The organism is Fundicoccus culcitae (assembly GCF_024661895.1).
In the GTDB taxonomy this organism is placed as follows: Bacteria; Bacillota; Bacilli; order Lactobacillales; family Aerococcaceae; genus Fundicoccus_A; species Fundicoccus_A culcitae.
The window spans coordinates 2,110,378-2,132,053 of record NZ_CP102453.1; the positions used below are offsets into that span (position 1 = coordinate 2,110,378).

General features: G+C 41.4%; 15 protein-coding genes and 1 riboswitch. Of the genes, 11 read left to right on the top strand and 4 right to left on the bottom strand.

The features are described 5' to 3' along the window. Positions 1-20: 20 nt before the first annotated feature. Together NRE15_RS09595 and NRE15_RS09600 are read left to right on the top strand one after the other, a co-directional pair. Positions 21-626 carry a YesL family protein gene (locus NRE15_RS09595; protein ID WP_313792659.1) on the top strand — a complete coding sequence of 202 codons (606 nt, stop codon included), beginning with the start codon at positions 21-23 and terminating at the stop codon, positions 624-626. A 13-nt stretch (positions 627-639) separates the two neighbouring features. After that, positions 640-1,974, top strand: coding sequence for a glycoside hydrolase family 30 protein (locus tag NRE15_RS09600; protein WP_313792660.1), 1,335 nt, complete (start codon positions 640-642; stop codon positions 1,972-1,974). 2,558 nt (positions 1,975-4,532) lie between these two features. Here the strand turns inward: NRE15_RS09600 and mscL are convergent. Together mscL and NRE15_RS09610 are read right to left on the bottom strand one after the other, a co-directional pair. Next, positions 4,533-4,910 (bottom strand): large conductance mechanosensitive channel protein MscL, encoded by a 378-nt coding sequence (gene mscL, locus NRE15_RS09605; RefSeq protein WP_313792661.1) that lies wholly within the window; start codon positions 4,908-4,910, stop codon positions 4,533-4,535. A 111-nt stretch (positions 4,911-5,021) separates the two neighbouring features. Beyond that, positions 5,022-6,149: an NAD(P)/FAD-dependent oxidoreductase gene (locus NRE15_RS09610; RefSeq protein WP_313792662.1), complete on the bottom strand. Its 1,128-nt coding sequence runs from the start codon at positions 6,147-6,149 to the stop codon at positions 5,022-5,024. 149 nt (positions 6,150-6,298) lie between these two features. Between NRE15_RS09610 and NRE15_RS09615 the strand changes: the two genes are divergently transcribed. The 6 genes from NRE15_RS09615 (at position 6,299) to NRE15_RS09640 (ending at position 16,543) form a co-directional block, all read left to right on the top strand. Continuing rightward, entirely contained in the window at positions 6,299-7,804 is a 1,506-nt protein-coding gene (locus NRE15_RS09615; protein ID WP_313792663.1) for a TIGR02677 family protein, read from the top strand. Continuing rightward, positions 7,801-8,931: a TIGR02678 family protein gene (locus tag NRE15_RS09620; protein WP_313792664.1), complete on the top strand. Its 1,131-nt coding sequence runs from the start codon at positions 7,801-7,803 to the stop codon at positions 8,929-8,931. Before NRE15_RS09615 ends, NRE15_RS09620 begins: the two co-directional genes overlap by 4 nt. Continuing rightward, positions 8,921-13,162 (top strand): TIGR02680 family protein, encoded by a 4,242-nt coding sequence (locus NRE15_RS09625; RefSeq protein ID WP_313792665.1) that lies wholly within the window; start codon positions 8,921-8,923, stop codon positions 13,160-13,162. Before NRE15_RS09620 ends, NRE15_RS09625 begins: the two co-directional genes overlap by 11 nt. Beyond that, complete coding sequence (locus NRE15_RS09630; RefSeq protein ID WP_313792666.1) at positions 13,152-14,462, top strand: TIGR02679 family protein; 1,311 nt, start codon at positions 13,152-13,154, stop codon at positions 14,460-14,462. The genes NRE15_RS09625 and NRE15_RS09630 overlap by 11 nt, the downstream gene beginning before the upstream one ends. A gap of 91 nt (positions 14,463-14,553) precedes the next feature. Then, positions 14,554-15,309 carry a nitroreductase family protein gene (locus NRE15_RS09635; protein ID WP_313792667.1) on the top strand — a complete coding sequence of 252 codons (756 nt, stop codon included), beginning with the start codon at positions 14,554-14,556 and terminating at the stop codon, positions 15,307-15,309. Then, positions 15,302-16,543, top strand: a complete 1,242-nt coding sequence (locus tag NRE15_RS09640) for an MFS transporter (RefSeq protein WP_313792668.1) — start codon at positions 15,302-15,304, stop codon at positions 16,541-16,543. The genes NRE15_RS09635 and NRE15_RS09640 overlap by 8 nt, the downstream gene beginning before the upstream one ends. 113 nt (positions 16,544-16,656) lie before the next feature. On the opposite strand, the gene NRE15_RS09645 is transcribed toward NRE15_RS09640, so the two are convergent. Beyond that, positions 16,657-17,199: a folate family ECF transporter S component gene (locus NRE15_RS09645; RefSeq protein ID WP_313792669.1), complete on the bottom strand. Its 543-nt coding sequence runs from the start codon at positions 17,197-17,199 to the stop codon at positions 16,657-16,659. 37 nt (positions 17,200-17,236) lie between these two features. Beyond that, a riboswitch (THF riboswitch) is annotated at positions 17,237-17,329 on the bottom strand. A 12-nt stretch (positions 17,330-17,341) separates the two neighbouring features. Beyond that, positions 17,342-18,505, bottom strand: coding sequence for a pyridoxal phosphate-dependent aminotransferase (locus NRE15_RS09650; protein WP_313792670.1), 1,164 nt, complete (start codon positions 18,503-18,505; stop codon positions 17,342-17,344). Positions 18,506-18,731: 226 nt separating this feature from the next. Between NRE15_RS09650 and NRE15_RS09655 the strand changes: the two genes are divergently transcribed. The 3 genes from NRE15_RS09655 to NRE15_RS09665 are packed head-to-tail and all read left to right on the top strand — an operon-like array spanning position 18,732 to position 21,459. Then, positions 18,732-19,640, top strand: a complete 909-nt coding sequence (locus NRE15_RS09655) for an AEC family transporter (RefSeq protein WP_313792672.1) — start codon at positions 18,732-18,734, stop codon at positions 19,638-19,640. Between the two features lie 35 nt (positions 19,641-19,675). After that, entirely contained in the window at positions 19,676-20,764 is a 1,089-nt protein-coding gene (locus NRE15_RS09660) for a methionine ABC transporter ATP-binding protein (protein WP_313792673.1), read from the top strand. Continuing rightward, positions 20,764-21,459, top strand: a complete 696-nt coding sequence (locus NRE15_RS09665) for a methionine ABC transporter permease (RefSeq protein WP_390887136.1) — start codon at positions 20,764-20,766, stop codon at positions 21,457-21,459. Before NRE15_RS09660 ends, NRE15_RS09665 begins: the two co-directional genes overlap by 1 nt. Positions 21,460-21,676: the final 217 nt, after the last annotated feature.

Genomic DNA, 21,676 nt, shown 5'->3' on the forward strand with positions numbered 1-21,676 from the left:
AAGGAATGGAAGGTGTGTGCATGAATCGAATTTTTAGTGTAGACGGGCAGGTATTTCGCTTTTTGTCGGCGGCTTATCAATTGTTGGTTTTGAACTTGATTACCTTGCTGTTTTGTTTACCCATTGTCACAATATTCGGATCGATTAGCGCTGCCTTCCATGTCCTGTTTGAAATTGAAGAACAGCAGGAAGTACCGGTGTGGCAGCTTTTCTGGCAGCATTTCAAAGCGAATTTGCTTGTGAGCAGCTTGATTAACTTATATGTGTTTTTGGTCATTGGCGGCCTGGGTGTTTTGATTTATGTTCTAGGTGATACGGTCGCAAGTTTTCCGCTATTGTTAGCCATGGCTTTTAGTTTAATCGTCGCCTTGACCGTGGCGATGACATTGGGCAAGGAAGCGGGGACTTTGCGGGAGTTACTGAATCGCAGTCTTGTTTTAGACTTAAAATATACAGGCTTTTTTGCGCTAGCCTTTAGTCTGTTTGTGATTTGGTTCTTGGTCCCTATCTTTTTACCGCGACTCGGCTTTTTATGGTTTTTCTTTGCGTTCAGTTTGCCCATGTTTATTAGTAGTAAAATTTATAGTTATACGTTGAAGCACTTGACGGACAAAATTCAAGAATAGATAGGTGATTGCATTGACACACGTAAATGTTGCTATTACTAGCGATGAATCCGGCTTTTTCCAACCGCTCGCTACCCAAACAATACCCAAGAAACCCTCTCAACCCATCCAAATAAATACCACCAAAACCTTCCAACGGATGGATGGCTTTGGTGCATCCTTCACTGACTCAGCTGCTTACTTGATTGATCAAGTATTATCAGCAAGCAAACGGGACCAAGTGATGACAAGTTTATTTGATGCTGAAGAAGGGATTAACTTAACCTTAGTACGCAACCCCATGGGAGCATCGGATTATGCGCGGACGATTTACTCTTATAATGATTTAAAAGCAGGCGAAACCGACCTTGATCAGACTGAATTTTCCGTCATGTATGATGAGGAAAGTATTATTCCTTTGTCGCAACAAGCCTTAGCATTGAATCCTTCCGTGAAATTTATGGCCAGTCCCTGGAGTGCACCTGCTTGGATGAAAACATCTGCTTCCATGAAAGGTGGCCAGTTGCGGGAAGCATTCTATGCATCTTATGCTTTGTATTTTGTTAAATATGTGCAAGCATACGCAGACCATGGGTTACCCATTTACGCCGTGACTCCACAAAACGAACCCTTGTACGAACCCTTGCATTACCCAAGCATGCTGATGACTGCGGCTGAACAAGTGGTTTTCGTACGCGATTATTTAAAACCAGCCTTTGTTGAAGCAGGCTTAGCAACCAAAATCCTAGGTTACGACCACAACTGGGATCGCATCGATTATCCAATTGAATTACTCGATAACGCCTACGACGACTTTGACGGCATTGCTTGGCATTGGTATGGCGGTCGTGCCATCAGTCAATCCCGTGTCGCTGCGATGTTTCCAGACAAAGAAATCCACTTCACCGAAGGTTCCGGTGGCGAATGGATTCCTGCCTTTGAGCCCGCCTTTTCCAACTTGCTGCGGACCGGCATGGACATTTTACGCAACGGCTCCCAGTCGCTCATCTTATGGAACATGGCCTTAGATGAAAAGAATGGCCCCACCGTCCCTGGCTTTGGAAACTCCACTTGCCGCGGTCTGGTCACTATTAACCAAAGCACGGGTACTTACGAATTCACCCTCGACTACTACGGTCTCGGTCATTTCAGTAAATACCTCCAACCCAGCGCCGTTCGCGTTGATAGCCAATCTGCTGACGGCATCCTCAGCGTCGCCTTTATAAATCCCGACGCCAGCCTAGTCGCCGTTGTTTTCAACGACACCGACCAGGAAAAACACTGCACGCTTGAAGTTGCCAATGCCGGCGACACCGTCGCTTTCGACCTTAACCCCCACGCAGCCGCCACCCTCCTCCTCAATAAATAACTCTGCTACACCCCCGCCCAGCTTATCATGCTAGGTGGGGGTGTTTTTCGAATGCGAGAGCGCTAAGTGAGCGGCTGTTATAAAGTATTTCTGTTAGTTGAAATCAATGATTGAGGTTAATTTTGAAAGCCTTGGAAACTTATGAGGCGTTGGTTTTTGGGAGCGTGAAAACTCAACACGAGAGGCTGCACTGGGATTTCGGCTACATCGTCTTGACAGATGTAAGTGGGAAGTGACGAACCGTCCTATTGTCACTCAGATATTTCCTCATGACAATAAAGCCTCCTATTGTCACTCAGATTTTTTCTCATGACAATAAGCCCTCCTATTGTCACTCAGATATTTTCTCATGACAATAAAGCCTCCTATTGTCACTCAGATATTTTCTCATGACAATAAAGCCTCCTATTGTCACTCAGATATTTCCTCATGACAATAAAGCCTCCCATTGTCACTCAGATATTTCCTCATGACAATAAAGCCTCCTATTGACACTCAGATTTTTTCTCATGACAATAAAGCCTTCAATTAAAGATAATCCGCCAAATGAAAGACGATAAGTTCTTCAACTTAGTCTTACTTTGGTTTATGACAAGGGGGTATATTAACTTCGCCACTTTATATAATTGTTGGAGAAGTGATGCACTAGCTTCACCAACAATAAGCAATATTTTATCTGCTACAATGCTGTAGTTTTAATCACCCGGTTCTTCATTTTTCACATACCCTCAACTTGCCGGCTTTCTTTTCACAACGACGTCCGGTATTTCAACTTGCCGGATTTCAACCCCAATCGACGTCCGGCATTTCGAGGGTAAGTGGGAAGTGAGCGAACGTTAAATAAAAGCTAATCGGTCACCAAATACCTGATTTCATGACCGAATAAAGCTAATCGGTCATCAAATACTTAATTTCATGACCGAATAGCCTAATTTGTAGTTTATTTAATGGTCACACATTTCTCGCTTAGTTTCACGCTCACAACAACTGCTCCAATATGTGTGCGCCAACGAAAGTGAGAAATGACGGTTCTTCACTTCCCACTTACGACAGATTTAATATGACTTATTGGTGGCGAAACTCATATCTTCCTTCGCCACCAATTAAATTTGATGGCGGAGCTCAAGTGTTTCCTCGCCACCGGGGCGAACGCCAAATGAGTCGCCGTTTAGCGGGGGATTGGGGGGCGAACGCCAAATGAGTCTCTGTTTGGCGGGGGGTTGGGGGGCGAACGCCAAATGAGTCTCTGTTTGGCGGGGGAATCAGGGACGAGCGCCAAATGAGTCGCCATTTGGCGGGGGGTTCGGGGCTCGTCGTTTCACTTCCAACTGCTCAACCCACTTGCCGGCTTTCAGTGGAAATCGAAAGCCAGCAAATCAAAATATAAGATACGACTTATCAAATCACCGGCCATTTACTTCCCGCTTACCCATCCGCCACTCAGTTTTCCCTCAGGGGATGTTGACTCCTATCCGCCACTCAGCATAAGTAGGAAGTGAAGAACCAAGTGATTTCTGCTACAGCAATAATAATATTACTTATTGATGGCGAAGCTCATCTACCCCTTCGCCATCAATTAAATTTGGTGGCGGAGTTCATGTATTTCCTCGCCAGCAATTAAAGTAAACCTAAGTGGAAGAACATATCTTCCTCCATTTAACAGGCTAGCTTTAGTTAAAGTGTCTATTGTCATGGGAGAAATTTGAGGTAAGCCCGCCCTCAGGCGGTTTGGCACTCCCATCCGCCACATAGCTTGCTCTCAGGCGGATGGGAGAAAAAAGGTGACTTGTCAATTTGACGGTCTTTCACTTCCCGCTTACCATGAGAAAAAATCTGAGTGACAATGGGCGGCTTTATTGTCATGAGAAAAAATCTGAGTGACAATGGGCACGTTTATTGTCATGAGTGAAATCTGAGGTAAGCGGGAAATAACGAACCGAGTTTTTGTGTATTCATGATTTTGTCTTAGGTAAATTGTTTTTTTAATCCGTTTAGGAATCGTGTTATAGTAAATTGGTTTTACTATAATCCGTTTAGGAAACGCGTTATAGTATTTTGAATTTACTATAATCCGTTTAGGAAACGTGTTATAGTATTTTGAATTTACTATAATCCGTTTGGGAATCACGTTATAGTAATTTGGTTTTACTATAACGCCTTTATTTTTCTTTAAAACAAATACACTACTTCACTTCCTGCTTACCGCGGTTAGGTAGCGTGTGCCTTCAAAAAAACGGGAAGGCCTGTGGCTAGTAGAAACGAGAAAGCCCACGGCTAGTAGTTAAGTAGTGCACGATAACTTCAAGTAAATTTGCTTCGGCAGTTGCTCCTCATAGATGATGTGTGAAAATTTTTATCATTCTAAATAATTTCCCAACAACCCCCCATATGCTGGTTTTCGATGCTCGCAGAAATCTGGCAACCGTGCTTGGTGCTTGGCGGTCTTCCCCCCAAAACGAAGTCCAGCATACTATAATCCGCCTCGCCCGAATTTTTACCCAACCAAAAAAGCTACTCACTAAGTTCAACCTAGTGAGTAGCAGAGGTATTTATTAGGGTTATTTGCGTTTTAATTCGGTTAAGATTTCTTGGAGTAATTCGGTTTCGGTTGGACCAGCCGGTGCAGGTTCATCGCCACCGACCAAGTTTTTACCTTGGGCTTTGCCGAGGGCTTTAAGAGTAACATATAAAAGGGCGGCAATTAAAACAAAGTTAATAATTGCTTGAATAAATGATCCGATTCCAAGGGTCGTATTTCCAATTGAAATAGTGAGCGCAGAGACATCTGCTTGACCGGTTAGGGCAACAATGATTGGCATGAAAATATCTTCAACTAAGCTGGTTACAATACTTGTAAAAGCAGCCCCCATAATAATACCAGTAGCCATAGTGACAATGCTTTCGTTAGCGATAAATTTCTTAAATTCTTTCCACATTTTTATGATTCCTCCTTAATATTTATGGGTTAAATATATCAAAAAACACGCCTAATGTGTAGTAATAAATTGCGAATAATAATAAATAATTCCATATATTATTATACATATTTATAAGTTGTTAGGCGTTATATAAGCATTGATAGGAAAATCATTCGGATTAATTTGCCATTTTCCTGACATGACCAGTTGGCTCCATTCATATCCCAGAAAAGGACCGCTTGTTAGACCGGAGGAGCCAAGGCCACTAATCGCCCAGACATTAGTCAACTCGGGCACTTGCCCAACCAGTACCCCATAATCAGGCGTAAAGGCACGCGTCCCTACCCGGGTGGTCGCTATCGCAGATGCCTTAATCCAAGGGAGAAAAGTAGCCGCTTCTTCCTTTAATTCGGCGAGAACACCTTCATCTAAAGTTAAATCATAACCTTGATCATCTTCATGACTGGCGCCAATAATCAGTTGACCACTCGCTGTCGGGATGATATCAATCGCTGCATCGGGCATGACAACTGGCCATTGATTGCCCTCCCAAGCACGATTATACACACTAAATAATTGTCCTTTTTGCGGTTGAATCGCCACAGAATAGCCCAGCGGCTCTAAAATTTCCGGCAACCAAGCCCCGTTGGATAATAAAATTTTATCGAAACCTTTCACCTCAAAACGACGACTGCCTACCCAAACGGTCTGATTATCGCCCCGCACCAACCGTGCTTTTTCCTTAACGATTCGCCCACCAAAACGACTCATCGCTTGATGTAAGCTTTGGATAATGGCAGCCCCATCCGCACGACCTCCACCAGCCACATAAGTTGCCCCAAACTCAGACTCCAACAAAGGAAAATACGCCTGCAAGTCTTCCGGCGCCACCGTCAACACCTCACCAATTGACGGCGATTCAACCACCTTCTCCTGCGCCATCTGCAAATCCCGTTCCAGTTTTTTCGCACGATTGCGCAACAATAATGCCCCCGTCACTTGAAACAAATGGTCGGTTTCAAAGCCGTCCGCCTCCAAGTCCGCCATCAGTTGACGGTAAAACTCCGCTCCTTGCGACACTAAAAAGTACCACGGCTTGTTGCGCCGTTGCGTGAACCACGGACAAATAATTCCCGCCGCCGCTTTAGTGGCCTGCCCACCCCCTTCGTCAAACAAAGTCACCGCATAACCAGCCCGACTCAAATAATAGGCCGCCGTTGACCCAACAATTCCCCCACCAATAATTGCAACTTCCACTAAACCCCTTCTTTCGAATAAATATCACTGCTTCTATTGTAATCCAATTAATAAAACATAACAAAAGCAAATAAAATGTGAAATCGTCTACAATTCAATTCAATAGTTTGATACACTTTAGGCAATAGATTGACTGAAAGGTTGAGGACATGTTTTCAGATAAAATTACAAAACCTATTATTGAAACAGCTTATTTAAATACCGACAACACGCCTAGATATCGTGTAATCATTCGTTTAATGTATCAATTGTATGAACGGATCCAATACTGGGTCTATCCACAGGAGATATTTATTAAAATGAAAGAAGATCCGCGGTTTGACCGTTATACATTGGAGGAATGTAAACGCGATTTTCAGGCGCTGGAAGGTTGGAAGAATGTGGTAGCGATTCAAGATACCAATCAAGTGAAGACGCTAGAAGAATATAAAAACAAAAATTTTCGTTATCAATTGACGGAATATACCGTCGAAATTGAGCGTTTGACAATTCGCCTAGAAAATTTAGAAATAGAAGGATCCTCCTTAGAGCCAAGTTTGTTGGAGAAAATTCGCCAAAGTATGCAAGAGTTTGCGTCCATGATGGAAGCAACGGATGAACAATTGTATTTTTGGTGGAATAGTTTAAATGATCAATTTATTCGTCTGAATCAAAATTATCAAGATTATATTCGAACCTTAAATTCTGCCGAGTCGGAAGATTTGATGAAAACCACCGAATTCTTAGTCTTTAAAGATGCGATTGTTGAGTATTTGCGGCAATTTGTTCGGAGTTTGCAACACAATAAAGGCATCATTGAACAGTGGATGAATCAAATTCGGGATGATCAACTAGAAAATTTATTTGACCGTTTGGTGCAATATGAACTGTCTGTTCCGCGTTTAGCCCAAGAGCCTTTAGATGAAGAACTTATTCGCGATAAGGCCGAGGGACGTTGGCAAAGTATGCAGCGATGGTTTACGGGCGAAAACAGTGAAGCCAATCGAGTGTTTGATATTACCAATGAAACTATTCGGAAAATTACCCGGACGGCGACCCAAATTAGTGAGAGCTATGGTTTTGGTGTGAATCGAAAAGATGATTATGTTGTCTTGGCTAAAATGTTTGGCGAGTGTGAGACCATCAATGATTGTCATGTGCTGGCAGCTAAAGCCTTTGGGGTTAAACACCCGATTCATATTCGTTCAGAAAAAGATCGCCAAACGGAAAGTGTCAGCCAAAGTGTTTATGCAGAAAATCCTATTGTGATTAAAGTAAAATCACGGAAACGCATGAAAGCACAACGTACGCGACAATCCAGTATTGAGTCAACCTATGAGGAACAACAGGCCATTATTCATGCAATGTTAAAACAACAAGAAGAGGAAGCAAAGATTATGGCGGCTTATATGACTAACCGTCAATTGAAGGTTGAAAATTTGCCTAGAATTACTCCTCGAGTAAGGCAAATTATTTTACGCTGGTTATCCAAAAGTTTGGAAAACCTGCAAACAAGTTCTAGCACACAATTAAAAACCAATATTGTAACAACCGAGTTTGGACAAAAGTATTATGTGATGAATACGGATTTATCTAAACGCGTCTTAGTGGAATGCGAGGATGGCCGCTTTGAAATGCCAGCCTTTGAATTTTACTTTTTGGAGGATGTAGGATGACAATTTTAGAATCACTTTTTAAAGAACGTTGGATTTTAAAACGAACCAATAAAACATTGTATTACACCATTCGGGATCAAGTGGGTAATTATCAAAAATTTTTAAATGAAAAGCTAGGCTACCGCGTCATTATTACACCTGAATTGGTAAAGCTAGAAAAAATTCCAGGTGTTGCTCGAGCCTGGATGGGGATTCAGGACTTTTCAACGGCTTTAGAATACCAATTCTTTTGTTTAGTTTTAATGTTTCTAGAGGATAAGGAAACGGGTCAACAATTTATTTTATCAGAGTTAACCGAATTTATTCGTCACCATTATCCTACAGAACCCATCAAATGGGAAGATTATACCAAAAGACGCTTACTTGTTAGGGTGATGAAGTATTGCTTCCAAGAAGAGTTGATTATTGAACAAGATGGAACGGTTGGCGATTACTTAAGTGATTATGAAGCAGATATTTTATATACTAACACTGGCATCTCACGTTATTATATGCGTCAGCTTACACAATCTATCCAATCTCTGGCTTCCTTAGAAGCAGATGATTTTGGTCATGTCCAAATGGAAGCAGACCGTGGTTTGTTAAGACGACAACGTGTGTACCGCAAACTTATTTTAGAGCCAGCTGTTAAAATGGAGCATAATCAAGATGAAGACTATCTCTATATCAAAAATTATCGATCGGTGATTGAACACGATTTCCAAACTTACTTTGATGTTCGTTTAGATATTCATCGCAATAGTGCTTATCTGGTGATGAATGAAGCTGCCAACTTAGGCGAGGTTTTTCCAGACCGTTCAAACTTAAGTGAGATTATTTTATTAATAAATACCGCTATACGCCATCAAGTCCTAACGGGAGACTGGCAATTAGATAATAATGATTGCATTGAAGTGACCCAATCCTCTTTTGAAAGTCTAATCAGTCAAGTGAAATACCAATGGAATGAGCGCTTTACTAAGAAAATACAAGCATTATCACTTAAAGATTTAGCGGAGCAAATTATGCAACGCATGACCAGTTTAAACTTTATCTATTGGGATGAAGACTTGCGCCAAATAACGATTTTCCCTATTTGTGGAAAAATTGTCGGAGAGTATGTTGAAGGAGAATTTGATGATGAGTGAACGTTGGCAATTACATAAAGCAGGAATCATTAATTTTTGGTATTATGACCAGCAAATATTCCATTTTTCACAAGGCCGAATGCTCCTAAGAGGCTCGAATGGGTCGGGAAAATCAGTCACCATGCAAAGCTTTATTCCCCTACTTTTGGATGGTAATAGAAGTCCTGAACGATTAGATCCATTTGGGTCAAGGGCAAGAAAACTGGATAATTACATGTTAGAAGATAATGATACGCGGCAAGAGCGTATTGGCTACTTATATTTAGAGTTTAAACATCCAGACTCAGATGTCTATCAAACCATTGGAATGGGCATTCGCGCACGTAAAGACTATCCTTTAGATACTTGGTATTTCTACTTGGGCCAAAGGTTACATATGGGTGAAAACTTTAGCTTGTATCGTAACCAAAATCAGACCCAAGTGTTAACTAAAGGGGAGCTAACATCAGCCATTGGTGAAAAAGGACAAGTATTTACAACACAACGGGAGTATATGGAAGCAGTGAATCGATATCTCTTTGGCTTTGAGTCTATAGAGGAGTATCGGGAGTTGATTAATCTGTTAATTCAATTACGCTCACCGAAGTTGTCTAAAGATTTTAAACCAACGGTTATTAGTGAGATTCTAACCAATTCGCTACAGCCCTTATCGGATGAAGATTTACGTCCATTATCCGAATCCATTGAAAATATGGATACGATTGAAGCCAATTTGGCTATGATGGTGCAATCATTGGGAGCCATCAAAAAACTGACCCAATCCTTTATCAATTATAATAGTGTGGTTTTCTATCAGCGAACGCAAGCGTTTCGTTCGGAATTACAAAAACTGCTTCAATTACAAGAATCCATCCAGGTAACGCAAGAACTCGTTGTTCAACAACAAGCAGACTTAGATAAGATTAGGAATACCATTACGCAACTTCAAACAGAATCTCAAGTTAGAAGTGAGCAAGTTGCACGGCTACAAGACCATGATATTCTAAAATTAAAAGAACAAGAAACATCAGCCAAGAATCAATTAACTGAAACCACCGTCTATAAAACACAAAAAGTAAGCCAAGTTGAAGAAAAAGAAGCTAAACTCCTAAAACGTCATCAACAAGCCAAGGAGTTAAAAGATAATCTGGAATTACTTAAAGTAAGCATCCAACGTCAATTGAATGAAATGTCCATTATCGCCAATGAAATTTCTTTTGAAGAACATACCTTGCTTCAAAATGAAGTAACCTCTCATCTCGGTCAAGTCTTTTCCTTTGGTTTAACGATTCAGGCGATTCAAAGCTTAAAACAAGCTATTCGAAAAGCCATGGAAAGCGTTAGAATTAGTTTAGAGCAATTAGCTTCTTTGGAAAGACTTTACCAAGAATATGATCAATCAACGACCCGCATGACCGATTATGAAAAACAGGAATTAGAATGGGATAAACTGGCTGAAAGTGAAAAGGATCAATGGTATATCCAATTCAAACAATGGCTGGACACAAACCAGGTGTTGGTTATTCAAACTGGTACTGAAGAGACTATCTATCAACTGGTCGCTCACGATAGAAATGGTCATTTTGCAGAATTAAATCGGATGATTTATCAGGAGCAAAGTTTAACCGAAAGAAAAATTAATAATGAACTGCTTCAAAACCAACAAATGAAACAGCTCATTCAATTAAAATTAGATGAACTGAATGAAGAATTTCAAGCTTGGGTTAATCGACGTGATCCAGAACCGCCCCGTGCAAAAGCAGTTGAGCTAAACCGCCAAGCTTTAAGAGACGAAGGTATATTACATATTCCTTTTTACCAGTTGGTCGACTTTAAAGAAAATTTAGATGCTGAAAGTGTTAATCATCTTGAAGCGATTTTGCTGGATATGGGTCTATTGGACGCTTTAGTCGTGTCGAAAAAAGATCAAGCACGTGTTTTAAACAGTCAACAAGGTCGTTCAGAGCGATATTTATTTGTGGAAGAGATTAAGCCTTTGTCCGACTTGAATGCTGTGTTAGAAGTCGTTCAACAAACAGCAGACGCGCAAACAGATGACATACAGGAAAAAATTACGGCTTTGCATCAAATCGTAAGCGAAATGGACACTACGGCTTCTGACGTAACGGACTTTAAAATCAATCCACATGCTAAACAGTATCAGTTGGGTATTTTACACGGGATGGTTGACGGGAATTATGAAGCTAAATTCATCGGACAAGCAAGACGTCAAGCCTATCGGCAACGGCATTTAAGCCAATTAGAAACGGAAATTGAACAGTTACAGCGTGAATTGAGTGAAACAAACACGCTGATTAGTCAGTTAAATGCACATAAAGTTCAACTAGGCCAAGAAGTCAACCAATTGCCAGACACTTCAGGGATAACAATCGCCCAACAAACACGGATTAGTTTCACGCAAAAATTTGAAGATGAACAACAAAAACATAGCCAGCTTCAAAAAGAAGTAAGGGCAAGCGAAACAGCTTATAAAGAATTGAAAAATCAAGCGGATCAATTGTGCCAGCAAATAAAGATTACACCCTCTATGGATAAATTAAATGAAGCCTTGGATGCTAGTGAAGATTATCAAGAGCAATTAAATCATTTAAAAGAGGCCTATCAAAATCATCTTCAAACACAACAACAATTTGAGCAAGTTGAAGAAGCCATCGCAGAAGATGAATGGGATTTAGATAATTTACGGCAGGAATTGAGCCGTTATGAAAATCAAGAACAAAAGTTAAGTCAAGATTTGGCAATGATTGCACAGCAGTTAGCCTCTGCCGGTTTTGAAGATATAGCTCGCCAATTAGAGGAGGCACTTGCTCGTTTAGCCGAGATTCCTAGCCAAGTGAATGAAGCCAGCCGTCAACAAGGGAGTCTGGATACCGAAATTGTTTCCAATCAGCAACGTACGGTTCAATTAAAAGAGGACGTTCAGTCAGTGTTTGAACGGGTAACCGTCTTTTACCAAAGCTATGTGGATGAGTTATCCCTAGCTTATGTCTTCGAAGATAAAGCTTTAGCCTTGGATAGAATCGAAGAAGCGCAAAATTATTTTGAACAATTGAAACAAAATACCTTTCAATCCCTTTTAACCAAGAAATGGGTAGGAGCCTTACAAGAAGGCTTGAAGCAACTTCAATCAAGTGCCTATTATTCACCGCAAACAACCAGCAGCCGGATGGATGAAGCCGAGCAAAAACTGCGTGATGATTATTTGATTCATAAAAATCAACTCGCTGATTATATGGTCAATTTAGAACGCTTGTTTACATACCAAGCCTATTCGACCCAAGCAGGTGAATGGGGCTTGAATTTAAGTCGGGATAACTTGAAAGCCACCTCTCAAGGCCGCCAAATATCCATTTTTGAATTGGAACAGTATGTGCAAGAGCAAGTGACAGTGAATGAACAGTTACTTCAACAAAAAGATCGTCTGTTATTTGAAGAAGTTATTACCAACACGATTGGGCGGAAGATTCGCTCTAAGATTTATTTAAGTGAAACTTGGGTTAAAGAAATGAATAAATTAATGAGTCAAGCAGAAGAAGCCACGTCAAATGGTTTTACCTTAGCCCTTAAATGGAAACATCGAGGTGCTCAACAAGAAGGTGAACTTGGTTCACGCGAATTGATTGATTTATTAAAGATGGATGCGGCTTTGATGAATGAAGAAAATTCTCAAAAACTAACGGGACATTTTCGAACCAAGAGTAAGCAAGCCCGGCAACAGGCAGAAGAATCTGGCTACAGCTCTACTTTTCATACCATGCTTAAAGAAGTCTTAGATTATCGACGCTGGTTTGAGTTTCAGCTGTCGTTTAAAAAAGCCGGTGAAGTAATGACGGAATTGACGAATAACAAGTTCGATGCCTTAAGTGGTGGGGAAAAAGCGATGTCGATGTATATTCCACTCTTTTCAGCTGTTGTAGCTAAGTATAATGGGGCGAACCGTCAAGCACCACGGATTATCTCTTTAGATGAGGCATTCGCTGGTATTGATGACCAAAATATCCGCGATATGTTCCGCTATATGGTACAGTTTGATTTTAACTTTATTATTAATTCACAAATTTTATGGGGTGACTATGATACAGTCCCATCAATGCGCATTTATCAACTTTTGCGACCGAATAATAGTAAATTTGTTGCGGTCATGTCTTATTTATGGGATGGGGTTAAACGCATCGCTATCAACGATAATGAGCAGAATGCCAATCTAGTAGGTCAAGCGGATGAAAAATAACGATAAGCTTGTGATGGAAGCAGCCGCTTATTTCAAAGAACGACCTGGTTTTCAGCGTCTGTTCAAGGCTATGCGCCGTCGGTACCAAGCGTTAGGGCGCATCGGAGGAAATGTCCACATCCAACATCTTACTCAAGTCGAAAAAGAAACGTTGGGCACCTATTTACAACGCTCACTGATGCACCAACAATCCGTTACGATTTCGCTAACTTCTTTCGAGCGTCAGCTAGCGGCGACTCGATTTGCAAGTATTAGTTTATTGGACCTATTAGAAGCTTATTTTGAAGGTGAGATTATCACCCATAAGATGCAAGCCAAACATGTAGTCAATGAACGGCAAATCGCCATTGAGCGGTGGAAAGAGCAAGCGACAGCCGGTTTAGGGAAAGATTGGTTAGTGATGCAACTAGAACATGACTCTACCATGCGGCGTTACCTCTTTAATAAATACAAACAAAACAAAGTCACTTGGTTGACGCATCTGTTTCATTTAACCAATGCCATGAATGCTTTACTATCAAATCAACAAAACCCACCTATCAAAATAGCCTTGTTTGCAACGACGATTACAGGCAATCCCCATGCTTTCGATATAGGTCAAGAACTTGAACGTTGGCTAGTCTTTGCGTTAGCCACATTCAAGGGTTTAGATCATTCGAAATTAAATGGGGAAAGCAAGGGTGAGCTATTGTTTGAATTTGGTCTCGTCCGTGACAGCTTATATAATTTTACATTTGCTTATCAGTTGCAAGGCTACGATAGAAACAGGCAAGAGCATCCTGGCATGAAGGGGTACAATGAATTGGATGAGCCTCAAGTCGTTACTTTAGAAACTTTATCTAATATACAAGTGCTTGAAAGTATTGATCAAGTTGTCTATATAGTCGAAAACCCAACCGTTCTTTCAACGTTAGTCAGCTATTTTGTAAACAGTCAAGCGCAAAAGCACACGCTTATTTCAACCAATGGCCAGTTAAATCAGTCTTCCTTAATGTTGTTGGATTTACTGGCTCAAAAGGGTTGCCAAATGTTTTATGCAGGGGATTTTGATCCGGAAGGCTTACTGATTGCAGAGCGTCTAAAACAACGCTACCAGCAACAACTACAATTTTGGCGGTTAACACTGTCCGATTATGAAGCGTGTTTATCTAATGAAACAATTTCAGAACACCGTTTAAAAAAGCTCCATCGTTTGTCACAGCCTGAATTAATTGTTTTAGCTGATAGGATGCGAGAAATTAAAAAAGCAGGCTATCAGGAGCGTTTAGTTGATTTTTATTTAAAGGATTTAAGGGGTTAAAGGTTTTTTGCGGTCTAGATCTACCACTCACAATTTTTCATGACAAATCAATGAAATCCTGTATAATCTAACTATATGGGGGGAATGAATAGTGAACGAAACGATGAAGCATCAGCACAACCATCGGAGTATTCGCAGTTTTGACGATCGACCGGTTGAAGCTGAAATGGTCAAACAATTGCTCGAAATAATGAACCGCTCGGCGACCAGTAGTGGCTTACAAAGCTACTCCGTCATTCATTTAACAGATCCAGAAAAACGCCAACAACTAGCTAAAGTGTGTCAACAAGCGTATATTACGCAAATACCGGAGTTATTTGTTTTTATTGTGGATAATTATCGGAATTACGCGATTGCGCGTGCCAAAGGTTATGAAGGCAATTACCATCGGACGATGGACCATTTTTTCCGTGGAATCGCGGATGCTTATTTAGCCGCCCAAAACCTTATGACGGCCATTGAATCCCTTGATATGGGAGGCATCTTTTTAGGCAGTATTATCAATCATCCAATGGATACGATTCAAATTTTAGAGCTACCTGTCTTAACTTTTCCAGTGGTAGGGTTGGGTTTTGGTTATCCAGCGGAGTCACCGAATATTAAACCACGAATGGATGTTAGTCTGAAAGTTGGTGAAAATGGCTACCCTTATTGGGAGGATAATATTCTGGATGCCATTAAGGATTATGACGAAGTGATGAGTCATTATTATGATACACGCGACCATAATCAGCGCTCTGATACCTTTAGTAATCAAATATTTAAACAAGCATTGAATGAACAAGCTGATCGAGCCAATATCCTCGAGGCTGTTGAGAAGCAGGGGTATTTATTAAGATATGACTAAAAAAGAAACAAGCAATTATTTGATGATTGTATTCGTGGCGTCCATGATGATGGCGGCTTCGCTGGGTGTGAACATGAACACCGCTGGTGTTTTTATTGTACCTTTAGTCGAGGCGATGGACGTGCCTGTAGCCAGCGTCTCCTTGCATATCACCTTAATTACTTTAGGTAGCGCCTTGAGCGGATTTGTCGTGCCCGGCATTTTGCGACGCTTTAACATTCGACGCATCGTATTGGTGTCCACGCTCGTCACCGCCGGTATGACCGTATTGATGGGGCAAACAAGCGATATCTACCTCTTTAATTTCTTGAGCTTTATCCGCGGTTTAGCGGCTGCCTTTTTCAACGTGATTACCGTTCAACAGCTCATTAACCAATGGTTCGTCAAATATCATGGCATCGTCACCAGCTTTGTCTTTAGTTTCAGCGGCATCGCCGGCGCCTTGCTCTCACCCCTTTTGAGCAGCCTCATCACCAATTACGGCCTAGCAACCGCCTATTTAGCTCAAGCCCTCCTTTTCCTTCTAATCAATATCCCTGCGACAGTCCTGCCTTATACGCTGGATCCGCGGGAGATGGGCATGGAAGCTTACGGCGCGCATGTTTTTACGGAGGAAGAAAGAGACCAGCTACACGAAGAACAACGTCCAATGGCCTTGAATTTGGAGCAAACACGCAGAAATAATTTGAATATTGTGTTGTTGATGGTTTTTGCATTTATTACAACCGCTCTAACAGGCCTATATCAACATCTGTCTGGCATTGGCTATGAGTATGGGATGGAATTAAATCAAACCTCGTTGCTGTTATCTTTTTGCATGATTGGTAATATTCTATTTAAATTAATGATTGGTTGGTTATCCGATGCTAAAAATACGGTCTTTGCTGTGATATCTATGTTTTTGGTTATGTTGATGGGTCTGATCCTCTTAAGTTTTGGCTTTAATTTTACGGTGCTTTATATAGCTAGCTTCTTATTTGGGGCTGTCTACAGTGTTTCTTCAGTGGGTCGTAATTTACTTTCAGTGAATTTATTACCTAGGGATACGTATGGCCGTGTCTTTCCTGTCATTAATTTCGTTTCTAGTATTGGGGGTGCCCTGATGATTAGCTTCTTTGGCTTAACTTTTGATATGACGCAAAGTTACCAAACAGCCATCACCCTCTGTATTGTTATGAGCCTTTTAGGCATTACCTCAACCCTGTTCATGAAAGCCCTCCCTCAAACAGAATAAATATCTATTTTGATTGTCGGCGTTCGCTCAACAGATACAACGATTAAAAAAGCACGGTTGAAGGAGCAGACACTCCTTCAACCGTGCTTTTCGGTCGAAAATCCTTACCCAGATTAAAAACGATATTTTTCAATCATGCGTTTAACGGTTGGGTTATCAAATAATAATTTAAGAATAACGGTATTTAAGACTAAAGATACGGCATTTTTAGCAATCCGTGCCGGCATAAAGGCAATCCAAGCTTGGCCGTACATGATACGAATCCATAAAGAATTCAAGCCAAGATTGACAACTAAGGTGATGATAAGAACGGTAGTAAATACACGTTTCCAAGTAATTTCTTTGCGCCATAACATATAACCATAGATTAAACCACCTAAGGCAGCACTTAACGTAAAACCGATAAAAAATTGGTAGCCTTGCATAGACGTCGTAATTAAGTCATTAGCAACAGACACAATCATCGCATACCAAGGGCCAAACAAGGCACCTGTTAGAGCTGCACCGATAAAACCAATCCCGATTTCGACATAATTACCTACGGAAAAAGCCGGGACAAAGGTAATCAGGATTCTAAAAGCTAAAACAACGCCTAAGACCGTGATATTTAGTGCGGATAATTTACCGGTTTGATATCGTTTAGTCGTTTTATTCATAATAATACTCTCCTTAAGATGAGAGCTACATATAAAATGCAGCGAATGCAAAACAAGGACGCAACGGTATGTTTTCGTTTGGCAGCGACATCCCATCTACCAACACTTAACGCCTTATTTCTACTCTGTCATCATTATTGTTTTATTGATATTTATTGATAAAAACAGTGATACGACGGACTGCTTCTTCTAAGGTATCCATTTTAGCTGCATAGCTCAGTCTAAAGTAGCCTTTACCTGCGTCGCCAAACCCAGAACCAGGAATCACACCGACTTTGGCTTCTTCAGCCAATGCTAAACTAAAATCAACATCTGATCCGTCAAACCAGTCAGGAACTTTCACAAACAAATAAAACGCGCCTTCAGGTTTTGATACTTCAAAGCCCAGAGGTTCAAGGGCATTGATTAAATAATTCCGACGCGCGAAATACTCATCACGCATTTGACGACTGTCATCATCGCAGTCGTTGTAGCCAACAATACTTGCATACTGCATTTGGGTATTGGGTGTATTGATGGTTGCTTGGTGTACTTTGAATAGATCATTCATAATACCTGCAGGCCCTGCAATAAAGCCACTGCGCCAACCCGTCATGGCATGGGACTTCACCAAACCGTTAATTAGCAAGGTGCGTTCAGGGTAAATATTTGCCATGGACACATGCTGACCTTCATAAGTTAATTCTGAATAAATTTCATCAGACACCACATACAATTGATGGGCACGCGCGACATCAGCAAGGGCTTCAAGTTCCGAACGGTTGTAGGTCACGCCGGTTGGATTGGTTGGGAAATTAAGCAACAAGACTTTTGTTTCTGGATGTTCGCTCAGAGTGGCTTCTAAACGCTCAGGGGTGAGCTTAAAGTTGTCTTCGCTGACATCAACAGCAACAAGTTCGCCATTAGCTAAAGCGATTTGCGTCGCATAAATCACGTAACTCGGACTAGGGGTAATCACTTTATCACCAGGGTTTAAAAGCGTCATAAAAGCAGCAAAGAGAGGCTGAGTTGCCCCATGCGTAATAATGATCTCTTTTTCAGGGTCGTAGCTCAGTTGATAGTGACGTTCTAGATAATTGGCAACTGCTTGGCGCAATTCAATTAATCCCCGCGAGTGGGTGTAACCATTGTTTTTATGTTGAATCGCATCAATCGCAGCTACTTTAATTTTTTCTGGAGTTGGGAAATCGGGTTCTCCAATCGTTAAGCGAATCAGACCTTCAATATGACTGATTTGGTCATTAAAGGCACGGATAGGGCTTGCGACTATATGAGAGAGATTTCGATTTAATTCGTATGTCTCCATAAAACACCGCCTTTCATTTTGTCACTATTTTACCACATTACGCCATAAAGCAACACATTAGAATGAGAAACGGCTAAAATTCAACAACAAAATATAAGTAAAAGATTAGATTTTAAGCTAACAAGTCGCCTATAATAGGTTATAATATGATAAAAATGCAAGCTTTGTCGTGCTAGGAGCTACAAGCCGTAAAATTACCCCACACCAGAGAGGACATTTGCACATCATGTCTTATATCGTTATTGTTATCCAACAACTTATTGTGATGTTTTTACTCAGTCTTTGTGGTTATATTCTCGTTAAACGTAAAGATTTATCAGGTCAAACCATTTCTGAAATAAATAAAATCATTACCCTCTATTTAACGCCTTTAGTCGTCGCTAAATCGTTTTTAGGCGATTTTTCATCCGAGCAATTGGTTCAATTGTTGTATGGGATGGGATTGTATTTGATATTTACTTTAATGCGACTGTTCGGTATGCGTTGGCTATATGGGCGCTACAATAAAACGATTGACCAGTATGCCGTTATTTTTGGGAATACGGGTTTTATTGGGATTCCATTGACCTTGGCGGTTTTTGGTGAAGATTATTTGTTTTTAACCACGGGTATGATGTTGGTTAATAATTTGCTGAATTGGACCGTTGGTATCCCGATGTTAACGACTAAAAGTCAGCCGATGAAATTGTGGCAAAACCCCATGATTATCGGTTTAGGAATTGGAATGATCTTTATAGTTACAGGCGCAACCTTACCACCGGTCTTGGACTCCATCCTATCAACGTTAACGTCTTTATACACCCCGTTAGCGATGGTTTGTTTAGGCTCTTACTTCGTGGACTTTTCATTGAAGGATTATTTTTCCAGTCGGCGCATGTGGCAAGTGATCTTTTTCCGGCTATTCTTTTTTCCAGCCATTGTACTGGCTGTTGTTTTGTTAATCCCGAGTTTGGATTATCACACAGGCTTTGTATTAGTGATGCTCCAAGCGGGCCCATCGGCTATGACAACGGCGATTTTTAGCCATCTTTACGGAGGTGACTACGCACATGGAGCTAAGTTGGTCTTTGGAACGACCCTGATGTCGATTGTTTCGATTCCACTGATGTTATATTTTTATAATTTACTATTTTAAAGGGATATTTATTGAAAGAACAAGGAGTGAAGAAGATGATTGAACTTCGAGACATAGACGTGGTGTTTAATAATGGGGATCGCGTGGTGTCGGCGGTAAAGGACGTTTCTTTATCGATTGAAAAAGGCGAAATCTATGGGATTGTAGGCTACAGTGGTGCTGGGAAAAGTACTTTAGTGCGAACGATTAATCTGTTGCAACGACCCACAACCGGCTCGGTGACCGTCAATGGCTCAGCTTTAATGGACTTAGCACCGCGTGACCTGCGGCAAGCTCGCAAAAAAATCGGGATGATTTTCCAACATTTTAATTTGATGGAATCGCGGACCATTTTTGAAAATGTTGCTTACCCTTTAAAAGGCAGCGGCCTAAACCGCAAAGAAATATCGCAGAAAATCGCGGAGTTGCTCGATTTAGTCGGTCTAAAAGAAAAGACCGATGCCTACCCTAGCCAATTATCAGGTGGACAAAAGCAACGGGTTGCGATTGCGCGCGCTTTGGCTAATGATCCTGACGTCCTGTTGTGCGATGAAGCAACCAGTGCCTTAGACCCTAAAACGACCTCGTCTATTTTGAAATTGCTGAAAGAGCTCAACCAGAAATTGAATTTAACCATTGTAATTATTACCCATGAAATGGCTGTCGTAAAGGATTTATGTGACCGTGTGGCTGTCATGAGTAATGGGCGGGTCATTGAAGAAGGGACGATTTTAAATATTTTCACCAATCCTACCAAGGAACTGACTAAAGAATTTATTAATACGGCGACCCATTTTGATCAAGAATTGGATACCGTCCTGAACCATCCGTCTACTTTGCGGCTGAGTCTTGAACACACGATGGTCCGCCTGAAATACATTGGTGAAGGGGCGACTGACCCGTTACTTTCCTATGTTATCAAGCAATTTGACTTAGAAATTAATGTCTTATATGGTCATATTGAAATCATTCAAGATACACCGGTAGGCAATTTGTTAGTTGCTATTAATGGTGATCCTAACCAAATTCAAGCCGGTATCGATTATTTAAAAGCACACGATGTGCATGTTGAATCCATTCAAACCTTATTAGAACCACTGGTCCGTAAGGGCCAAGCCGTCGTTGATGAAGGAGGATCATTCTAATGTTAGCAACCATCATGAATCAATTACAAGAACAGTGGGCTGTCATCTGGGATATGCGCGACCTCTTCTGGGAAGCAACCTTGGAAACCCTCTATATGCTCGGCTTAACCATCATTTTCGCCGGCACACTGGGGCTACTCCTAGGCATCTTAATTACGGTGACGGGCGAGGGCGGCATCCTTGAGCAACCGCTGATTTACAAAATATGTGATGTCCTCATTAACATTTTCCGCTCAATTCCGTTCATTATCCTATTAGCCCTCCTAGGTGGGTTTACCGCTTGGTTAGTAGGCACCCGGATCGGTTCAACTGCGGCCTCCGTCCCTATCATTGTGGCAACCATTCCCTTTTTTGCCCGTCAAGTGGAAATTGCCCTCTTGGAAGTGGATCCGGGTGTCGTGGAAGCCGCTCAAGCCATGGGTTCCAGCCCCTGGGACATCATCGTTCGGGTCTACTTACGTGAAGGCCTGCCCGCTCTTTTGAGAGTCAGCGCCTCAACCGTCATCAATGTCATCGGCCTCATCGCTATGGCAGGCGTGGTCGGCGGTGGTGGCCTCGGAACCGTCGCAATCGCCCGTGGCTACAACCGCAACCGCCTCGACATCATTCTTGTTTCGACGGTTTTAATCCTATTAATCGTCTTTATTAGCCAAATGATTTTTAACCTCTTAATCCGCCTCGTCACCCGCCGTTAAATAGCTAATCTTGCCAGCAGGGATATTTATTTATCAAAATATTAGGTTTTTGTTTTACATTAAGTAGAAACTAGGTTATAGTGGAGTTATCAAAAAGAAAGGGGTTTTTACGATGAACAACGCAGCAAGCTTTGACACAGACAATTTAAATGTAAGACCTCTTTCATATAAGGATTAGTCGCAACTAAACAGGCCAGGCGTAGGCCTTGTTATGCTT

Bases quoted from the DNA above. Each gene is read 5' to 3' on its own strand.
- NRE15_RS09595 (WP_313792659.1), top strand. From the start codon at position 21: ATGAATCGAATTTTTAGTGTAGACGGGCAGGTATTTCGCTTTTTGTCG.
- mscL (WP_313792661.1), bottom strand. From the start codon at position 4,910: ATGTGGAAAGAATTTAAGAAATTTATCGCTAACGAAAGCATTGTCACT.
- NRE15_RS09615 (WP_313792663.1), top strand. From the start codon at position 6,299: ATGTTTTCAGATAAAATTACAAAACCTATTATTGAAACAGCTTATTTA.
- NRE15_RS09620 (WP_313792664.1), top strand. From the start codon at position 7,801: ATGACAATTTTAGAATCACTTTTTAAAGAACGTTGGATTTTAAAACGA.
- NRE15_RS09625 (WP_313792665.1), top strand. From the start codon at position 8,921: ATGATGAGTGAACGTTGGCAATTACATAAAGCAGGAATCATTAATTTT.
- NRE15_RS09630 (WP_313792666.1), top strand. From the start codon at position 13,152: ATGAAAAATAACGATAAGCTTGTGATGGAAGCAGCCGCTTATTTCAAA.
- NRE15_RS09640 (WP_313792668.1), top strand. From the start codon at position 15,302: ATGACTAAAAAAGAAACAAGCAATTATTTGATGATTGTATTCGTGGCG.
- NRE15_RS09645 (WP_313792669.1), bottom strand. From the start codon at position 17,199: ATGAATAAAACGACTAAACGATATCAAACCGGTAAATTATCCGCACTA.
- NRE15_RS09650 (WP_313792670.1), bottom strand. From the start codon at position 18,505: ATGGAGACATACGAATTAAATCGAAATCTCTCTCATATAGTCGCAAGC.
- NRE15_RS09655 (WP_313792672.1), top strand. From the start codon at position 18,732: ATGTCTTATATCGTTATTGTTATCCAACAACTTATTGTGATGTTTTTA.
- NRE15_RS09660 (WP_313792673.1), top strand. From the start codon at position 19,676: ATGATTGAACTTCGAGACATAGACGTGGTGTTTAATAATGGGGATCGC.
- NRE15_RS09665 (WP_390887136.1), top strand. From the start codon at position 20,764: ATGTTAGCAACCATCATGAATCAATTACAAGAACAGTGGGCTGTCATC.